Annotated in this window: 15 protein-coding genes; 10 read left to right on the top strand and 5 right to left on the bottom strand. The window is 31.6% G+C overall.

Annotated elements, in window-relative coordinates:
- Positions 1 to 114: 114 nt before the first annotated feature.
- The 9 genes from Z054_RS0111630 (at position 115) to Z054_RS0111670 (ending at position 10,064) form a co-directional block, all read left to right on the top strand.
- On the top strand, positions 115 to 1,410 hold the full coding sequence (locus tag Z054_RS0111630) for an NAD(P)/FAD-dependent oxidoreductase (RefSeq protein WP_024770241.1): 1,296 nt from the start codon (positions 115 to 117) through the stop codon (positions 1,408 to 1,410).
- A gap of 311 nt (positions 1,411 to 1,721) precedes the next feature.
- Complete coding sequence (locus Z054_RS0111635) at positions 1,722 to 3,875, top strand: TonB-dependent receptor (RefSeq protein ID WP_024770242.1); 2,154 nt, start codon at positions 1,722 to 1,724, stop codon at positions 3,873 to 3,875.
- 29 nt (positions 3,876 to 3,904) lie between these two features.
- Positions 3,905 to 4,327, top strand: coding sequence for a DUF2141 domain-containing protein (locus Z054_RS0111640; protein ID WP_084050295.1), 423 nt, complete (start codon positions 3,905 to 3,907; stop codon positions 4,325 to 4,327).
- A 105-nt stretch (positions 4,328 to 4,432) separates the two neighbouring features.
- A complete protein-coding gene (locus Z054_RS0111645; protein ID WP_024770244.1) occupies positions 4,433 to 5,056 on the top strand; it encodes a hypothetical protein in 624 nt (207 codons plus the stop codon).
- A gap of 54 nt (positions 5,057 to 5,110) precedes the next feature.
- Entirely contained in the window at positions 5,111 to 6,463 is a 1,353-nt protein-coding gene (locus Z054_RS0111650) for a 2TM domain-containing protein (RefSeq protein ID WP_024770245.1), read from the top strand.
- Positions 6,456 to 6,809, top strand: a complete 354-nt coding sequence (locus Z054_RS0111655) for a 2TM domain-containing protein (protein ID WP_024770246.1) — start codon at positions 6,456 to 6,458, stop codon at positions 6,807 to 6,809. The genes Z054_RS0111650 and Z054_RS0111655 overlap by 8 nt, the downstream gene beginning before the upstream one ends.
- Before the next feature lie 43 nt (positions 6,810 to 6,852).
- A complete protein-coding gene (locus tag Z054_RS0111660) occupies positions 6,853 to 7,161 on the top strand; it encodes a 2TM domain-containing protein (protein WP_024770247.1) in 309 nt (102 codons plus the stop codon).
- 96 nt (positions 7,162 to 7,257) lie between these two features.
- Positions 7,258 to 8,013, top strand: coding sequence for a LytR/AlgR family response regulator transcription factor (locus tag Z054_RS0111665; RefSeq protein WP_024770248.1), 756 nt, complete (start codon positions 7,258 to 7,260; stop codon positions 8,011 to 8,013).
- Positions 8,014 to 8,342: 329 nt separating this feature from the next.
- On the top strand, positions 8,343 to 10,064 hold the full coding sequence (locus tag Z054_RS0111670; protein ID WP_024770249.1) for a helix-turn-helix domain-containing protein: 1,722 nt from the start codon (positions 8,343 to 8,345) through the stop codon (positions 10,062 to 10,064).
- Between the two features lie 67 nt (positions 10,065 to 10,131).
- Here the strand turns inward: Z054_RS0111670 and Z054_RS0111675 are convergent, their stop codons facing one another.
- Together Z054_RS0111675 and Z054_RS0111680 are read right to left on the bottom strand one after the other, a co-directional pair.
- Positions 10,132 to 10,935 carry a lysophospholipid acyltransferase family protein gene (locus Z054_RS0111675; protein WP_024770250.1) on the bottom strand — a complete coding sequence of 268 codons (804 nt, stop codon included), beginning with the start codon at positions 10,933 to 10,935 and terminating at the stop codon, positions 10,132 to 10,134.
- Between the two features lie 42 nt (positions 10,936 to 10,977).
- Positions 10,978 to 11,577, bottom strand: a complete 600-nt coding sequence (locus Z054_RS0111680; protein ID WP_241461409.1) for an NUDIX hydrolase — start codon at positions 11,575 to 11,577, stop codon at positions 10,978 to 10,980.
- A 38-nt stretch (positions 11,578 to 11,615) separates the two neighbouring features.
- On the opposite strand from Z054_RS0111680, the gene Z054_RS0111685 reads away from it, so the two are divergent.
- On the top strand, positions 11,616 to 12,374 hold the full coding sequence (locus tag Z054_RS0111685; RefSeq protein WP_024770252.1) for a peptidylprolyl isomerase: 759 nt from the start codon (positions 11,616 to 11,618) through the stop codon (positions 12,372 to 12,374).
- A gap of 59 nt (positions 12,375 to 12,433) precedes the next feature.
- On the opposite strand, the gene Z054_RS31710 is transcribed toward Z054_RS0111685, so the two are convergent.
- The 3 genes from Z054_RS31710 to Z054_RS0111700 form a co-directional block, all read right to left on the bottom strand.
- Positions 12,434 to 12,595 (bottom strand): hypothetical protein, encoded by a 162-nt coding sequence (locus Z054_RS31710; protein WP_158237238.1) that lies wholly within the window; start codon positions 12,593 to 12,595, stop codon positions 12,434 to 12,436.
- 266 nt (positions 12,596 to 12,861) lie between these two features.
- On the bottom strand, positions 12,862 to 13,050 hold the full coding sequence (locus tag Z054_RS0111695; protein WP_024770253.1) for a hypothetical protein: 189 nt from the start codon (positions 13,048 to 13,050) through the stop codon (positions 12,862 to 12,864).
- A 321-nt stretch (positions 13,051 to 13,371) separates the two neighbouring features.
- A complete protein-coding gene (locus Z054_RS0111700; protein ID WP_024770254.1) occupies positions 13,372 to 16,059 on the bottom strand; it encodes a carboxypeptidase-like regulatory domain-containing protein in 2,688 nt (895 codons plus the stop codon).
- Positions 16,060 to 16,064: the final 5 nt, after the last annotated feature.

Consider the following 16,064-nt stretch of genomic DNA (forward strand, 5'->3'; position numbering starts at 1 on the left):
AAAACGTTTATGTTACAAATAAAAATAAAAGTATGATAATTTTAGTCATAAATCCAAGTATTCTGTAGGGTATATAATTTTATCACTTTATCTTTGTAAAACAACATATATCTTATGAATATTCCACATACCAATTTACCCAGATTAGTCGTAATTGGCGGGGGGTTTGCCGGGGTTGCATTAGCAAGAAAAATGGTTAAAGAAGATGTGCAACTGGTCTTATTAGACAGACATAATTACCACACTTTTCAACCACTTCTTTATCAAGTATCTACATCTTCATTAGAACCAGACTCTATTGCATATCCACTTCGTAAGATTGTTAAAAGAGGTAAAAATACTTTTTTTAGAATGGCAGAAGTAACGGCCATAGATCCAGATATTCAAAATGTACATACCAATATTGGTAGTATTTCTTATGATTATCTTGTTATTGCTACAGGTGCGCGAACCAATTTTTTTGGAAATACTACTATAGAAAAAAATGCAATGCGAATGAAAAACTTACCGCAAGCATTAAATCTGCGCAGCTTAATGCTTGAAAACCTGGAGCAGGCAGTGATTACCACAGATCCAGAAGAAAGGAAAGAACTTCTACGTTTTGTACTCGCTGGTGCTGGTCCAACAGGAGTTGAACTAGCAGGAGGAATTGCAGAATTAAAATTAAATGTACTTCCCAGAGATTATCCTGATATGAATTTTGAAGATATGGAAATTCATTTGATAGAAGGTGCACCTCGTGTTCTACCTCCTATGAGTGAACACGCATCAGAAAAAGCTACTAAATTCTTAAAAAAACTAGGGGTACATATTCATACCAATACCCAGGTACAACACTATGAAAATAATATTGTAAGCACTAATACTGACCTATCCCTTAGAACCGCAACCTTTATATGGTCTGCCGGTGTAACGGGAGCTCCCGTATCAGGAATACATGCAGATTCCCTGATCCCAAGAGCCAATCGTTATAAAGTAAACGAATTCAATCAGGTCGATGGGTATGAAAATATTTTTGCTATTGGAGATATTTCTGTAATGGAAACTAAAACATATCCCAAAGGGCATCCAATGGTTGCACAACCTGCAATACAGCAAGGAAGTCATCTTGCCAAAAACTTAAAACGCTACCTTAGAGGTAAAGATATGGTCCCTTTTAAATATTTTGACAAAGGATCTATGGCTACTATCGGTCGTAATAAAGCAGTAGTCGATATTGGAAAGTTTAAATTCGGAGGCTTCTTTGCTTGGTTTATATGGATGTTTATTCATTTATGGTTTCTGGTAGGTTTTAGAAATCGATTTGTTACTTTCTTTAACTGGGTATACAATTATATCAATTATGATAAAGCAGCAAGATTGATAGTAAGGCCGTTTAAGAATAAAGAAGATACTATAGAGCGAGTGTAGTGCTATCTTACTCCATACTTCAAAATAGATGACAATTATATTCTTTACATCTTAATTGTAATACATAAAAGAAAAAAGAACAGTTCTAATACTGCACATCTTAAATATAGGTTGTAATATATTCAAGTAAGCATTTCTGTTCCCTGGGTTTACCTTCTCATTTACCTGAGGAGATGTCATTCTCGTCATTTTTTTTAGAACAAAACAACATTACAATTAGTCCTTAAAATTCTACAGTTCGGTAAAATTCAATTTCAGTTTTTGTATAGATAGACCATTTTTGACCTCGCAATCAAAAAACTATTATATACATGAAACTAGCACTAACCTTTGCCTTTATCACAATTCTATTATCAACAAACGCCCAAACCGCTATTACAGGAAATGTGACCGATGCATCAGGAATTCCTATTGAAGGAGCAAATGTCTATCTCGACGGAACATATGATGGAGGATCTTCTGATAAAAATGGAGCTTTTTCTTTTTCCACTTCAGAAACAGGGCCTCAAACCTTACTAGTTTCTTTTCTTTCTTTTGAAACATATACAATATTAACAGATGTCTCTGCAATGAACAACTTAAAAATTACACTAAGAGAAGATGTAAATTCTTTAGGTAGTGTAATTCTTAATGCCGGAACATTTTCTGCCGGAGATAACAGCAAGGCCTCTGTACTCTCTCCTTTGGACATTGTTACTACAGCAGGTGCTGCAGGGGATTATATTGGCGCTTTTCAGACGTTACCAGGAACATCTACAGTTGCCGAAGACGGTAGACTTTTTGTACGCGGTGGAGATGCCAATGAAACTAATATCTATATTGATGGCCTGAGAGTTTTTCAGCCCTTTGCCGCAACCACAAATAATATCCCTACTCGTGGGAGGTTTTCGCCTTTTCTTTTTAAAGGCACTAACTTTTCTACCGGAGGCTATTCTGCAGAGTATGGAGATGCATTATCAAGTGTTTTATTATTAAATACTATCGATGAACCCGATCAGGAAAAAACAGACTTATCTTTTATAAGTGTTGGTCTTGGCGTAGGAAATACACAAAAGTGGAAAAAGAACTCTTTAAGTATTAATGCTTTTTACCTAAACCTAAAGCCATATCAGGAAATCATATCGCAACGGGTAGATTGGAAAAAGCCGTACGAATCGTTATCAGGAGAAGCGGTATACCGTCATACATTTGAAAAAGGGCTTTTAAAAGTATACGGAGGTTTAAACTACTCCGAATTTGATCTTGTTCAAGAAGATATCAATACGCCAGAAGGAGTTAATTTTGGGCTTAAAAACAGAAATTTATATCTCAACACTTCGTATAAAGGAAACTTAGGTAACGATTGGACTATCGCAACTGGTACTAGTTTTGCGAATGATCATAATGACATTAAAATTGTAAATACCAACGTCGATAATAATGAGAACAGTTTTCATTTTAAATTGAAATTAAGAAAGAGATTTAGCAATCGTTTTAAATTAAATTTTGGTGCAGAACAATATGTAGGTACGTTTTCAGAACATGTTTCCGTTCCTAATTCTGATCCTTTTAAAAGTTCATTTGATAATAATAGTACTGCCGCTTTTACTGAAGCTAATGTGTTTTTCAGTAAAAAACTAGCAATGCAAATAGGAGTTCGCGGAGTTCATAATACCTTATTAGATTATACCAAGATCTCACCCAGAGCTTCTTTAGCTTATAAAACATCATCAAAATCTCAGATATCATTAGCATATGGTGATTTTTACCAAGCACCACAACAAGATGTTTTAAAATATAATGAAACTCTGGAACCCGAAAAATCATCGCATTATATTTTTAATTACCTATATCAAAATAATCGAAGAACTTTTAGAGCCGAAGCCTATTACAAATCTTATGAGGAACTCATAAAGTTTGATACAGATCGTCCAGAATTTACCAGTTTGTATACTAATAATGGAAGCGGTTATGCTGCTGGATTAGATATCTTCTGGCGAGATAACAAATCTATCAAGAATCTCGAATATTGGGCCAGTTACTCTTATCTCGATACTAAAAGAGATTACAGAAACTACCCTAATAAAGCGACTCCAAACTTTGCAGCAAAACACAACCTGTCTCTGGTTACTAAATACTGGATCGAAGATTGGAAATCATTAATGAGTGCCACCTATAATTTTGCATCTGGTAGGCCCTATAATAATCCCAATCAATCTGTATTTCAAAATGAAAAGACAAAAACTTATAATTCAATCAACTTTAGTTGGGCATATCTTATCAGTCAGCAAAAAATCCTATACTTCTCGGTTTCTAATGTATTAGGGTTTGATAATGTTTTTAACTATCAATATGCAAATACACCCAATGTCGACGGAAACTTCTCCAGACGAGCTATAACACCTAATGCAGATCGCTTTTTTATTGTTGGTTTTTTCTGGACCATAAGTGATAATAAAACCGATAATCAATTAGATAATCTATAAAACTCAGGAAAACTATAATCTATACTATTATGAAAACTTTAAAAGTTACGATCATCCTATTACTTATGTTATGTACAAAAACAAGTATTGCTCAGGAATCAGAATTTTCTCTTACCGTTATGATCACCAATATAGAATCCGACAAGGGTACAATACAGATAGGATTATACGATAATAAAGGTAATTTCCTGAATAAAACATACCAATCTATCAGTACCAAAGCCAAAACCGGAAGTGTAGAAGTCATTTTCAAAAATGTTCCTAAAGGAGAGTATGCTATTTCATTATATCACGATACGGATAATAACCAGAAATTGAACACTTTTCTTAGCATCCCCACAGAACCATATGGGACCAGTAATAATGCAAAAGGAAAGTTTGGACCACCAAAATGGGAAGATGCTAAGTTCTCTATTTCTGATAAAGCAATCGTACAATCTATCAAATTATAAGTGTGTTTACATTTCATCCATTAAAAAATACACTTCGGTCATAATTACTTTAAAAAGATCAGTTTCCTAATGATCTTTACACTATAAATTAAAAACTAAACCATCATGAAAACAATAGTTATTATACTTGCTTTTTTTACCATTACTGCAACCAATGCTCAATCATCATATGAAAAAGGAATGACCAAAGCTTTTGAATTATGGGGAAATAAAAACCCAGATGAGGCTATTAATCTTTTTGAACGTATTGCTAAAGCTGAAAAAGAAAACTGGCTACCGTATTATTATGCTGCCCAAGTTCATATTATTACAACTTTTAGTATAAAAGATGCAGAAGCTATAGAATCCAGATTAAAAAAGGCTCAGGATTACCTTAATGAAGCAAAAACATATGCGAGTGACAATGCCGAAATACTAATTATGGAAGCATTACTTAACACAGCATATGTTGCATATAATCCCTCGGTATACGGGATGACATTGTCTGCCAAAGTTGAACAATTATATCAAAAAGCAAAGGTATTAGAACCTAAAAACCCCAGAGCTACTTTATACCATGCCGAATGGAAAATGGGGGGCGCAAAATTCTTCGGTAAAGACCCAAAAGTCTTTTGTCCTGAGATAGAAAAAGCTATCTTGTATTTTGAAAACGAATCACACGATATTCCATTTTACCCAAAATGGGGTAAAGATCAGGTAAAACGTGTTCAGGAAAACTGTAAAGGATAATTTTTAAAGTTAAAAAATTCACCCTTGATCACATTAAAATAAAAAGAGGTATACATGAATGATTTAAAAAGAATAGCCATTATTTCCCTAGTGGTCTCTGTGATAGTCGCATTGGTAACTTTATTAGCAAATGGATTTAATTTTGACCGAATCCTTACTGTAAAATGGTGGACTATTGCCTATATGTATTGTTTTATTTTAACATACCTTAATTCTTTTTATTTTAATGTTTTGAATAATAAATTTGAATGGAAAAACAAGGGACTACAAAGGGTTCTAATTGGAGCCGGAGGTTCTATCATCATAACAATGGTAGGGTATGCAATATGCCAGTTTGTTGTTGCTGTAGTTATACTTAAAACCCAAACAAGCTCAGAATTTATTGTTGATCAGTCTTTTAAAGATTATCTGTTTCCATTATTACTAACAGTTATCATTTCTCTATTCTTTCATACGGTATACTTTTATAAAGCATTACAGGAGACAAAAGTTACCGAGCAAAAGATTATAGCAGGAACTGTTTCTGCAAAGTTTGCAGCATTAAAGAATCAATTAGATCCTCATTTTTTGTTTAACAGCCTTAATGTATTGACCTCGCTAATTGAGGAAAATCCAAAAATGGCACAAAAATTTACAACATCATTATCAAAAGTATATCGATATGTTTTAGAGCAAAAAGATAAAGAATTAGTCACTGTGGATGAAGAATTAAAATTTGCTCGAACGTATATGACCTTAATACAATTACGCTTTGAAGACAGTATTATTTTTGAGATTCCTGAGCAAGCATTAAACCCTGAAGCCAGAGTAGTACCATTATCATTACAAATTTTACTTGAGAATACTGTAAAACACAATATAGTGATGCCAGAGAACCCTCTGCATATTAAAATCTATGAAAAAGATAATTTTTTAATCGTTGAAAATAATCTTCAACCTAAAGAAGTCATAAAACAAAGCAGTGGCGTAGGCTTAGGAAATGTACAACAACGATACGCGCTATTAACGAAAAGAAAATTTTCGGTGTATAAAACGGAAGATGCATTTATTGCAGAACTTCCAATATTAACAAAACAAATAAAATCAGCAGATATGACAATTTCAGAAAATATAGAACACACAAAAAGCATAAAATATAAAAGAGCAAAAGAACGTGTACAAAAGATCAAAGAATTTTATGGTAATCTGATTTCTTATGTAATCGTTATCCCTTGCCTGGCTGTACTAAATTACAAAACAACAGGATTTGGTATTCCCTGGGTAATATTTCCTATTGTAGGTTGGGGTATCGGACTCATCTTTCATTATTCAGAAGCTTATGGATATCACCCAGTATTAGGAAAGGATTGGGAAGAGAAAAAAATTAGAAAATATATGAACGAATCAAATGACAGCTACCATGAATGATTATAACGAAGAAAAAGCTTATGAAAAAGCAAAGAAAAGACTTGATGAAGAAAAAGGATTCTATTCTCACCTTGTAGTATATATAGTAATCAATATTGCTCTATTCTTTTTCATGTCTAAGTTGATAATATTTGTTGATGCTAATAATGATGATCCAGGGTTTAGAAATTGGAAATTCTGGAATACCATTTTAACTCCTGTAATATGGGGAGTTGTATTGCTAGGCCATGGATTATGGGTATTTAGAGAAAGATTCTTTCTGAAAAAATTCTTTAAAAAATCTATTTTCAGCAAAGATTGGGAAGAACGTAAAATCAAAGAATTTATGGACAAGGATAAGTTTTAATTTCTTTTTAAAACAGTATCAATAAACTTAAAAACTAATTATCATGAAAGATTTCAATAAAGAAAAAAGATATGAACGAGCAAAAGAACGAGTAGAAGAATTAAAAAAATTCTATAATAATTTATTCTCTTATGTTATTGTTATTGGATTTTTAGCCGGATTAAATTATTATCAAAATGAATGGCATTATGCTTGGTTTTTATGGGCTGCATTCGGTTGGGGAATTGGTTTAGCTTTTCATGCAGTCAAAGCTTATAGAATAAACCCTATGTTTGATAAAGACTGGGAAGAACGTAAGATTAGAGAATACATGGACGAGGAACAAGGCCCGGAACAACAACGTTGGGAATAAAAATGATAACTATAAAAGTGTGAAATCAGGAGTGATACGCACTAGGCATAAATTCTTTACCTTTTTAAAACTTTAAAACTATCTAACTTTAAAAGAATGAACATTATAATTATTGAAGATGAAAAACCTGCTGCCAGACGTCTAAACAGAATGCTTGGTGAACTAGATATAAAAGTACATACCATGTTACATTCTGTGCGAGAATCTATAGAATGGTTTAGTACTAATGAACATCCGGATCTAATTTTTCTGGATATTCAATTAAGCGATGGTTTATCTTTTGAAATATTTGATGCGATCACTATAAAAAGCTCAATTATATTTACTACTGCTTATGACGAATATGCTCTTAAAGCTTTTAAACTAAATAGTATCGATTATCTTTTAAAACCAATAGACGACGAAGAGTTAGAAGTTGCTGTAAAAAAATACAAGGAACAATTACCACAAAAACAACAGCTTCAGGTAGATTTTGAAGATATCAAAAAGCTATTAATAAACCCTATGGATCGCACATACAAAAAACGATTCACAACAAAGGTAGGACAACATCTCAAAATATTTTCGGTAGAAGATATCGAATGTTTTTATTCTGAAAATAAAGGAACATATCTGCATACAACAGATAATAGAAACTATCTGATCGATACAACTCTGGAGTCTCTTGAAGACGAATTAAATCCACAACAATTTTTTAGAGCAAGCAGAAAGTTCTACATCAACATAAATGCGATACAAGATATTATATCCTATACCAATTCAAGATTACAAATAAAACTCAATCATTTTAACGAACAAGAAATTATTGTAGCAAGAGAGCGTGTAAAGGATTTTAAGATGTGGTTAGAATGATAGAAACCAAGAGAAGTATTCACTTTTTGCCTAAATAATGTCTGTCATCAAAAATCCACATATTGATCCATCAACCTGTTCTGGTATAGGTATCCCTTTTTATAGATTGAGTTTGATTCACAATTCTTTTGATACAAATCTATTTCGCATTGACCACTACGATTATCTGAATTACTTCTTTGTTTCCTGTAAATGAAAATTACTTTTCACAATCCTATCGATACAACTTACCTGGAAAGCTTTTACTTGTCTAGAATAAAAATTCGATACCTTTGAGACAAAGTAAAAATAGCTGTTGCATTTATTACTTGAATATAAGATCTATTAGAATGCATTTAAAAAAACGCCCCTCTTTACTTCTATTACTTTTATTTTCTTTAATATCAATTGTTACTAATGCTCAGGAAACTAAGTTTGAAACGCCTGATAGTCTAAAAAATATAACCCCAGAAGAGCTAGAAAACTTGATTAGATCTTCGGATACTACAAAAATAAAAGTTTATGAAAAAGTGGTGATGAGTTCCCACAAAAATGATACCACTACTACAAAGTTATATATCCGTTTAGCATGGTTTTTTTTAAACAAAGAAAGCTTTACAAAAAGCCTTAAATATTTTAAAAAAGCTGCTTCTATTGCAGAAGAGCTAAAGAATGAGAAGTTACTGAGAGTTATTTATACAGGTATGGGTCACGTTCATTTACTTGACGGTAAATATCCTGAAGCATTAGATGCATATTTCTTATCTTTAGATGTAATAGAAAAAATAGATGATTTAAGAGGAGAAATAATTACACTGTCTGGCATTGTTACAATTTTAAAAAGAATGGGGCAACTGGATAGGGCACTGAAAATTACACAAAGAATTTTGCGTTTAACTGAAAATTCACATTTAAAAAACAAACTGATACATTCGCGTGTATTGACTACCAGTAATGAAATATATTTAGCATTAGAAGAATATGATTCTGTATTATATTTTGCCGATAAAGGAATTGAAATAAGTAAACTATTTGATGACAAAAAAACCTTAGCTCACTTATACATTGAAAAAGGAATGGTATATTATAATAAAAAGAATTATGATGAATCTTTTAATTATTTATTTCAATCAGAAGAATTATTAGCAAATAATAAAATTAATAGAAATTCTTTTCCTCAAGCTTTGACCTATTATTTTATAGCAAGTTGTTATTACCAGCAGGGATACTATGATTTGGCAATCGAATATATATTAAAAATAACAAAGACAGCAAAAGGAAATGATTTCAATAAAATGTCTGTAATTCAGGCGTATCTTTTGTTAGCAAATTGTTATGGAGAAAAAAAGGATTTTAAAACGGCTATTTCTTGGCACAATAAGTATATGAGATTAATAGAGTCCTATGAGAAAGAAAAGGATGAAACTGCTAATAAAATTTTTGAACGCGATTCTCAAAAGCTTCAAAATCGAATAGAGGACTTAAAAAACAAACAGGATGCTAGCGAAAAAGTTAAAACATATAGTCTAGTTGGTTCTGGATTACTTATTTTGATGTTGATGGCAGGAGGATATTTATATGTTAAAAAACAAAAATCTAATACTTTACGATTCAATGATTTGATAGAAAAAATCAACCGTTTGGAGAGAATTAAGGGAGAAACTAGGATTAAACAAAAATCAACTAAAATAACCTCCATAGATGAATCTAAAGTACAACAAATATTATTAGGTTTAAATAAACTTGAAGATCAAGATTTTTTTTTACGGAAGGATTGTAGCCTAAATTCTGTGGCAAAAAAAATCAAAACGAACTCTACGTATCTTTCTAAAGTTATTAATATACATAAGGAAAAAAACTTTAGTAATTATATTAACGATCTAAGAATTGATTATATAACTAATAAATTAAAGAAGGATACAGTATTCAGAAAATATACCGTTGATGCAATTGCACAAGAAATTGGTTTTACTAACTCAAAATCTTTTTCAGTAATCTTTCACAAAAAAACAGGAATATATCCCTCTTATTTCATTAAACAATTAGAAAAGGAAGGAAATCAAATATTATAATCAAAGAAATAATAATGAAAAATGTTGGTTAACTAACAAAATGAGCAGCTAGAAACCACTAAAAAGATTAATATTCCCACTGTCTTTTCTTATTTAACTCCTCCTCGGCTTCTAATTCTTCCTTCGGAATTACTTTAAGAAAAGAAGGATGCTGTTCTATGGCATACTCTAATTTACTAACGATATCGTCAATAGAATCATTTTCATAGTCAATATCCAGTGGCTCTTTTACAACCATAGATTGCAATATTCCTCGTTTTTTAATTCGAATACCTTTTTTATCAAAAGATCTTCTAAAACCATCTATTACAATAGGGATTACTATTGGTTTATATTTTCTGATAATATGAGCAGTCCCTTTACGAATAGGCTTAAAAGGTTTTGTGGTTCCCTGCGGAAATGTAATCACCCACCCATCATCTAATGCTCTTGAAATATTAGTAATATCGCTCATTTTCACCTGGCGATTTACATCTTTTCCTTTCTCTCTCCAGGTGCGCTCTACAGTAATAGCTCCTGCATATGCTAGAATTCTTGCTAACAATCCAGCTCTCATCGTCTCTTTTGCAGCAACGTAATATAGATTCATTTTTGGTTGCCACAGATACCCTACATTTTTAATAGAGTCTGTGCGACCACTTAAACTTGCATTAAAGACATGAAACATTGCTACTACATCAGCAAAATAGGTCTGATGATTAGAAACAAATAACACATTATTATCTGGAAGGTTTTTAAAAATTTCACTTCCTTCAATTTGTAATTCATTAAAACCTCTATAACGACTATGCGTTAACCCACCCATAATACGGATAAGCCATTTTTTAAAAAATAATATATGTCCAAATGGATTTCTTTTAAATAATCCCATATGTAGAAAACCGGTTGTATTAGGAATGCCAAATATACAAAATCATAACGCTATTGACGTCTTTAAAAGCATTTTAAGCTCACTTAACATCATTGCAGTTGCTCCCCAGACAACGTAACCGTTTAGTTCAAAGGAAGGTACCTCTATATTCTTTGCATAAGAAGTAGTTAATTTTTTAAAAACTACATTATCTTCATTAAGAAGTTCTGTTAGCGGAACCTCAATAACTTTTGCAACTTCTTCTTTCTGGCGAACAAAATTGGGTCTTCTTTCAGAAAACCCTAAAAACGGATGTACCCAAAAATTAGAAGGAGGTATATATACTTTTGTAAGGGACTTTAGAATTGTAACCGTATTGGGCTGTACCCCTACTTCTTCATGAGTTTCGCGTAATGCGGTCTCTGTATAGTCTAAATCATAAGTCTCTACTTTTCCTCCTGGCAATGCTATTTGTCCCGAATGAACTCCTTCATATTCGGGTCGTAAAATCAGTACAAGATGAGTTATAGCATCCTTTGGGTAAAAAAGCATCATCACTGCAGCATTACGAGGGTTCTTCTCTTCAATTTTAAGATGATTTAATGCTTTCATACGAGCTTCTGGAGCCATAATAAAATGGGAAGATTCTCCCGGTACTGACATTTTTTCTATTTTTGGGATTAAATTCTTAAATGTTTCAAATGTCATTTACCAAATCAATTTTATGCTTTTGCGTATCTATTTTCATATTCTCTAGTTGTGAAGATACACATTCTAAGAAAAATAAACAGAATGTAAAAACAAATACAGACTCAATTTCTGTAAATGATAAAAAGGAAAAAACGAATACTACTGCAACACAGGGAAAAAAGAAATCGGACAGCAAAAACAAAGACTCTGAAGAAGAGCCATTTAGACTCACCAATGATAATCTAGAGGAATTCCTGACTAATTATGGTAAAGAAAATCCAGAGACATTGGTTAATATAAAAACCATATATGGTGATATCCATATCAAATTAAATAAAAAAACACCTATACATAGAGCAAATTTTATTTATCTGGTAAAACAGAAATATTTTGATGAAACTTTTTTCTATCGAGTAGCCAAAGGTTTTGTGATCCAGGGAGGAAATAGTGATCGTCAACAAATGGCAAACAAACGTCATGAAATTGGAGACTATACCATTCCGCAGGAACCCGTAAAAGGTTTGAGGCATACCAGAGGTGCTGTTGCCTTATCCAAACAATGGGTAGATAATCCATCAAATCGTTCAACTCCATTCGAATTCTTTATTGTAATTGCTAAAAACGGAGCTTTTCACCTGGATGGAGAACATACGATTTTTGGGAAAGTTGTAAAAGGAATGGATGTGGCTGATAAAATCTCTAATGTTCCTACAGATGGTAGCGAATGGCCAAAAGAAAATATTTTTATAAAAGCTGAAGTGATTAAGTAAGCAATACTAGTTATAGTATAAAACAAAGAAAAAAGCGGACCTAAGTCCGCTTATAAAATTTAACATGGTGCAGCAATAGTTTCACATTGACATGTGTTATGTGTTCCCACAGCCCACTTTACGCGTTCTTTATATGGTCCCATAGGGTGTGCCAACCCTCCTTTTACCTGTGCAATGGTCTTCTTGTTTAATTCTAATTTTTTAAAATTCATTTTTTTCATGTTATAAAAGTTTTATGATTTATACCATCATATCAACAAGGAAAAAAATTGTTACCCTAAAAAAGAAACTATTTTTATAAAAACCGAAGAGAAGGAATAAAACAAAGAAGAAAGTTGTTTTGCAGTATTTAAGATAACTTAAAACCTATAAGATTCAGTTCTAAGTCTATTTCCGGCTATTGAAAAGAAAAAAGCCCCTTGAAAGGGCTTTTTAAAATAAATTTTAAGTACTGTTCTTATGATTATTGCTTGTTGGCATTATCATCTTAGAAAGCAGGTCCACAACCACTATAATTCAGACACTTTACAAACTTATCATCATTTGTAGGGTGTTGTTCATCGCACGCACCAAATATTATACTACAATCTGTTCTCATTCTTCCACCTGATATATTTTTTAGGCTACCTCTAGTTAGTGATTTAACACCATTAATTTCTAAAATAGATTTTAACATGATTATTGTTTTAAGAATTAATTTGTCTGTATTTTTTTTAAGTCGCTTACGACTTTACGACTATTTTCGCGAAAATATTTTATGACATCATAAAATATTATGTCCAATAAAGGTAATGCAATGGTATGCTGTATTGAAAGGTGTAGTACTTAACATTTATAAATTTTAACTTATCAATTTATAAATGTTACCTTATATTTTAATTAAAACATCATCGGTAATTCAAGGAAAAAAATGTTGCCTTAAAAAAGATTTTTTTTATAAAACTGAAGGGAAGAAATAAAACAAAGAAGAAAATTATTTTGCTGTATTTAGGATAATTTAAAACTTATAGCTAGCCTTAAGCAATACATATCTTGGTAATAATTTATATTCTGTACTTGAAATATTAGTATCACTTATCGAATAATTTCTAAAAACCTTTGTGTCTAATACATTATTACCAATCAAAGAAAAGTTCAAGTTTTTATTTTTAGGGGTGTAATTTATTTCAAAATCTAAAAAATAATAGGTATCATCATCATTCTCCAAATTATTAAAATAATAACGTTCAGATTGCAATTGCAAATTTAACCTAGAACTTAACACAAATGAAAGATCGAGGAAAGATGTATTTTGTGTTGCTGTATTTGTTGCGATTGTTGTCCCAATTTCTGTTGTATCCCAAGTTGTGCCAAGATGATAGTTAAAAATTCCTCTAAAACCTGATCTTATTTCAAAACCATATTTATAATTTTGATTTGTTATCGATCTTAGACTTGTACTATTTACTATATTTTTAAACTCTGCTTGTGAATACCCGAACTTAATTTTGATATTATTTCTGATAAATCTTACATATCGGTCTAAACCAGCATTTACGCTATAGAATTCTCTGTCAGGAATGATTAATTTTGTCGTTTGTATGAAATTTTGAGTTATTACAGCGTTAGTACTTAGAAAGTCGTTGTCTTTGATATATGACAATGCTATATTAGCAATGAATCTATCTCCAAAATTACCCAGATTATATCCTGCAAATACTCTTGTAGAATTAAGTTGATTAAATTCTCCTGTTCCTCTTGAAAAACTCCTGTAGCCTGTTAATACATGATTGGTATACACATCTGATATACGAGCATTAGAATTTCTATTTTCCGCAAATGCAAAAACCCTATTTGCTTTATTAATCTCCCAGCTAAAATCCAATTTTGAGTTCATCAAAAAGGGAGATTCCTTTAGTTTTTTATTGATCTCATCTAAAGAATTAAATAATTGATGCCCTTCTATATGTAATGCTACACTTATATCATTCAACTTCTTTCTATACCCAGTACTCAAATATAGATCATGTGTTCGATATTGGGTGTTATTCTTATATTCCTGAGGATCAAACACTATGCTTTCATTCTCTTTTAGAAAGAACTCAGAAAATAATTGATCTTCTCTAAATTCATATCCTGCACTAAAATCTAGTAAATCTTTGTTCTTTTTTCTATCTAATATATGAGCTTTAATCCCTGTATAATTAAGTTCATTCCTACTGAATTGTTCTACATTATCTACCTCTTGAACCGATGAAAACAACTCTTCAAATAAAAATTGATCTGTCCTATATTTTTGAGGTTTTTTCTCATTAATATACCTTCCTGTTAGTAATAGAACCTTATTGTTCTTAAACCTATTGCTATATTTGATCATATGATCATGTAACATATTCTCATCCTCTAAATTCTCGCTATTTTCTATTTCGTTAAATAACAGCTGTGAATCTGTTTCAATTCGTGATCTATTATATTTCCCTTCATATTCTAACATCTTGGTATTAGAGATATCATAATTAAGTTCAACTCTTCCAAATCCAACATGTGTAGCTTTACCTAAGGTATATTTTTCTGTGTTGGTAAACTCGGTCGTATTACTAAAAAAAGTATCGAATCCGTCTTTAAAAAAACGATTATCATCAGCGTTAAATAACCCCAATACTTTTAGGTCTATCTTAGAAGAAAGTTTAAAAATAGAATTTAAAGAAACCAGCTCTGCATTATTAAAGTTAGTTCTAGACTTTTTTAATCCCGGTACATTAGTGTTCAAGGATATTAATCCATATGCTCTTTGATCTTCTCCTATACTACCTGGTTCTTCGGTATAATTTTGTGCATCGATAAGTCCTCGTACATCATCGGTTACATCTTCACCAATATTATTAAGACTCCCCAATAGAAAATATTTGTTTTTCTTACCAAAACTAGAAATAGTAGCATCAACATCGTATCTATTTTCTGAAACTACTCCATAGCCTGGAGAAATTGTACCAAACCATGCTCTTTTAAAATCTTCATCCAATTTAAGGTTTAAGGCAACCTTTTCACTTTCTTCAATACCTTTAAGCAATTTATTATTCGAATACCGTCTTAATACTTCAACCTTGTCTACGGCATTTACGTCTAGATTTTTGGTCAATAGTTTATATCCTTTTTTAAAAAAATCATCCCCCTCTATCATTACTTTTTCTACCTCTTTACCGTCTACTTTTATTGTTCCGGTTTCTGAGACATCTACTCCCGGTAGTTTTTTAAGTAAATCCTCTACAACAGTTTCTTCTCCTTGTTTAAATGATGAAGCATTAAAAACAATGGTATCTTTTTTTTCGGTGATTGCTCTTTCTGACTGTATGACTACCTCGTCTAATTCGTATGAAGTAGCATATAGCATCATATCCTTTTGAACTGTTGTATTATCTTCTAGTATAATAGCAACATCTTTTGTAGCATATCCCAGACCCGAAAAACTTAAGGTTAGTTCTCCTGTAGCATCAGATTCTAAAATATATTTACCTTCTTGATCGGTATAAGCAAAAGCAATAATAGCCTGTGTATCTTTTTGTTTTAAAAACACATTAGCCGATGCAATAGGATTTAATATAGAATCTGTTACCGTACCCGAAACAATAGACTGGGCAGATAAAAAATTGCCTAATAGAAGAAATATTAGGCAGCTGTAATATTGTGATATTTTGGTCTTTATCAATTTAA

Source organism: Aquimarina macrocephali JAMB N27 (assembly GCF_000520995.1).
Classification (GTDB): Bacteria; Bacteroidota; Bacteroidia; order Flavobacteriales; family Flavobacteriaceae; genus Aquimarina; species Aquimarina macrocephali.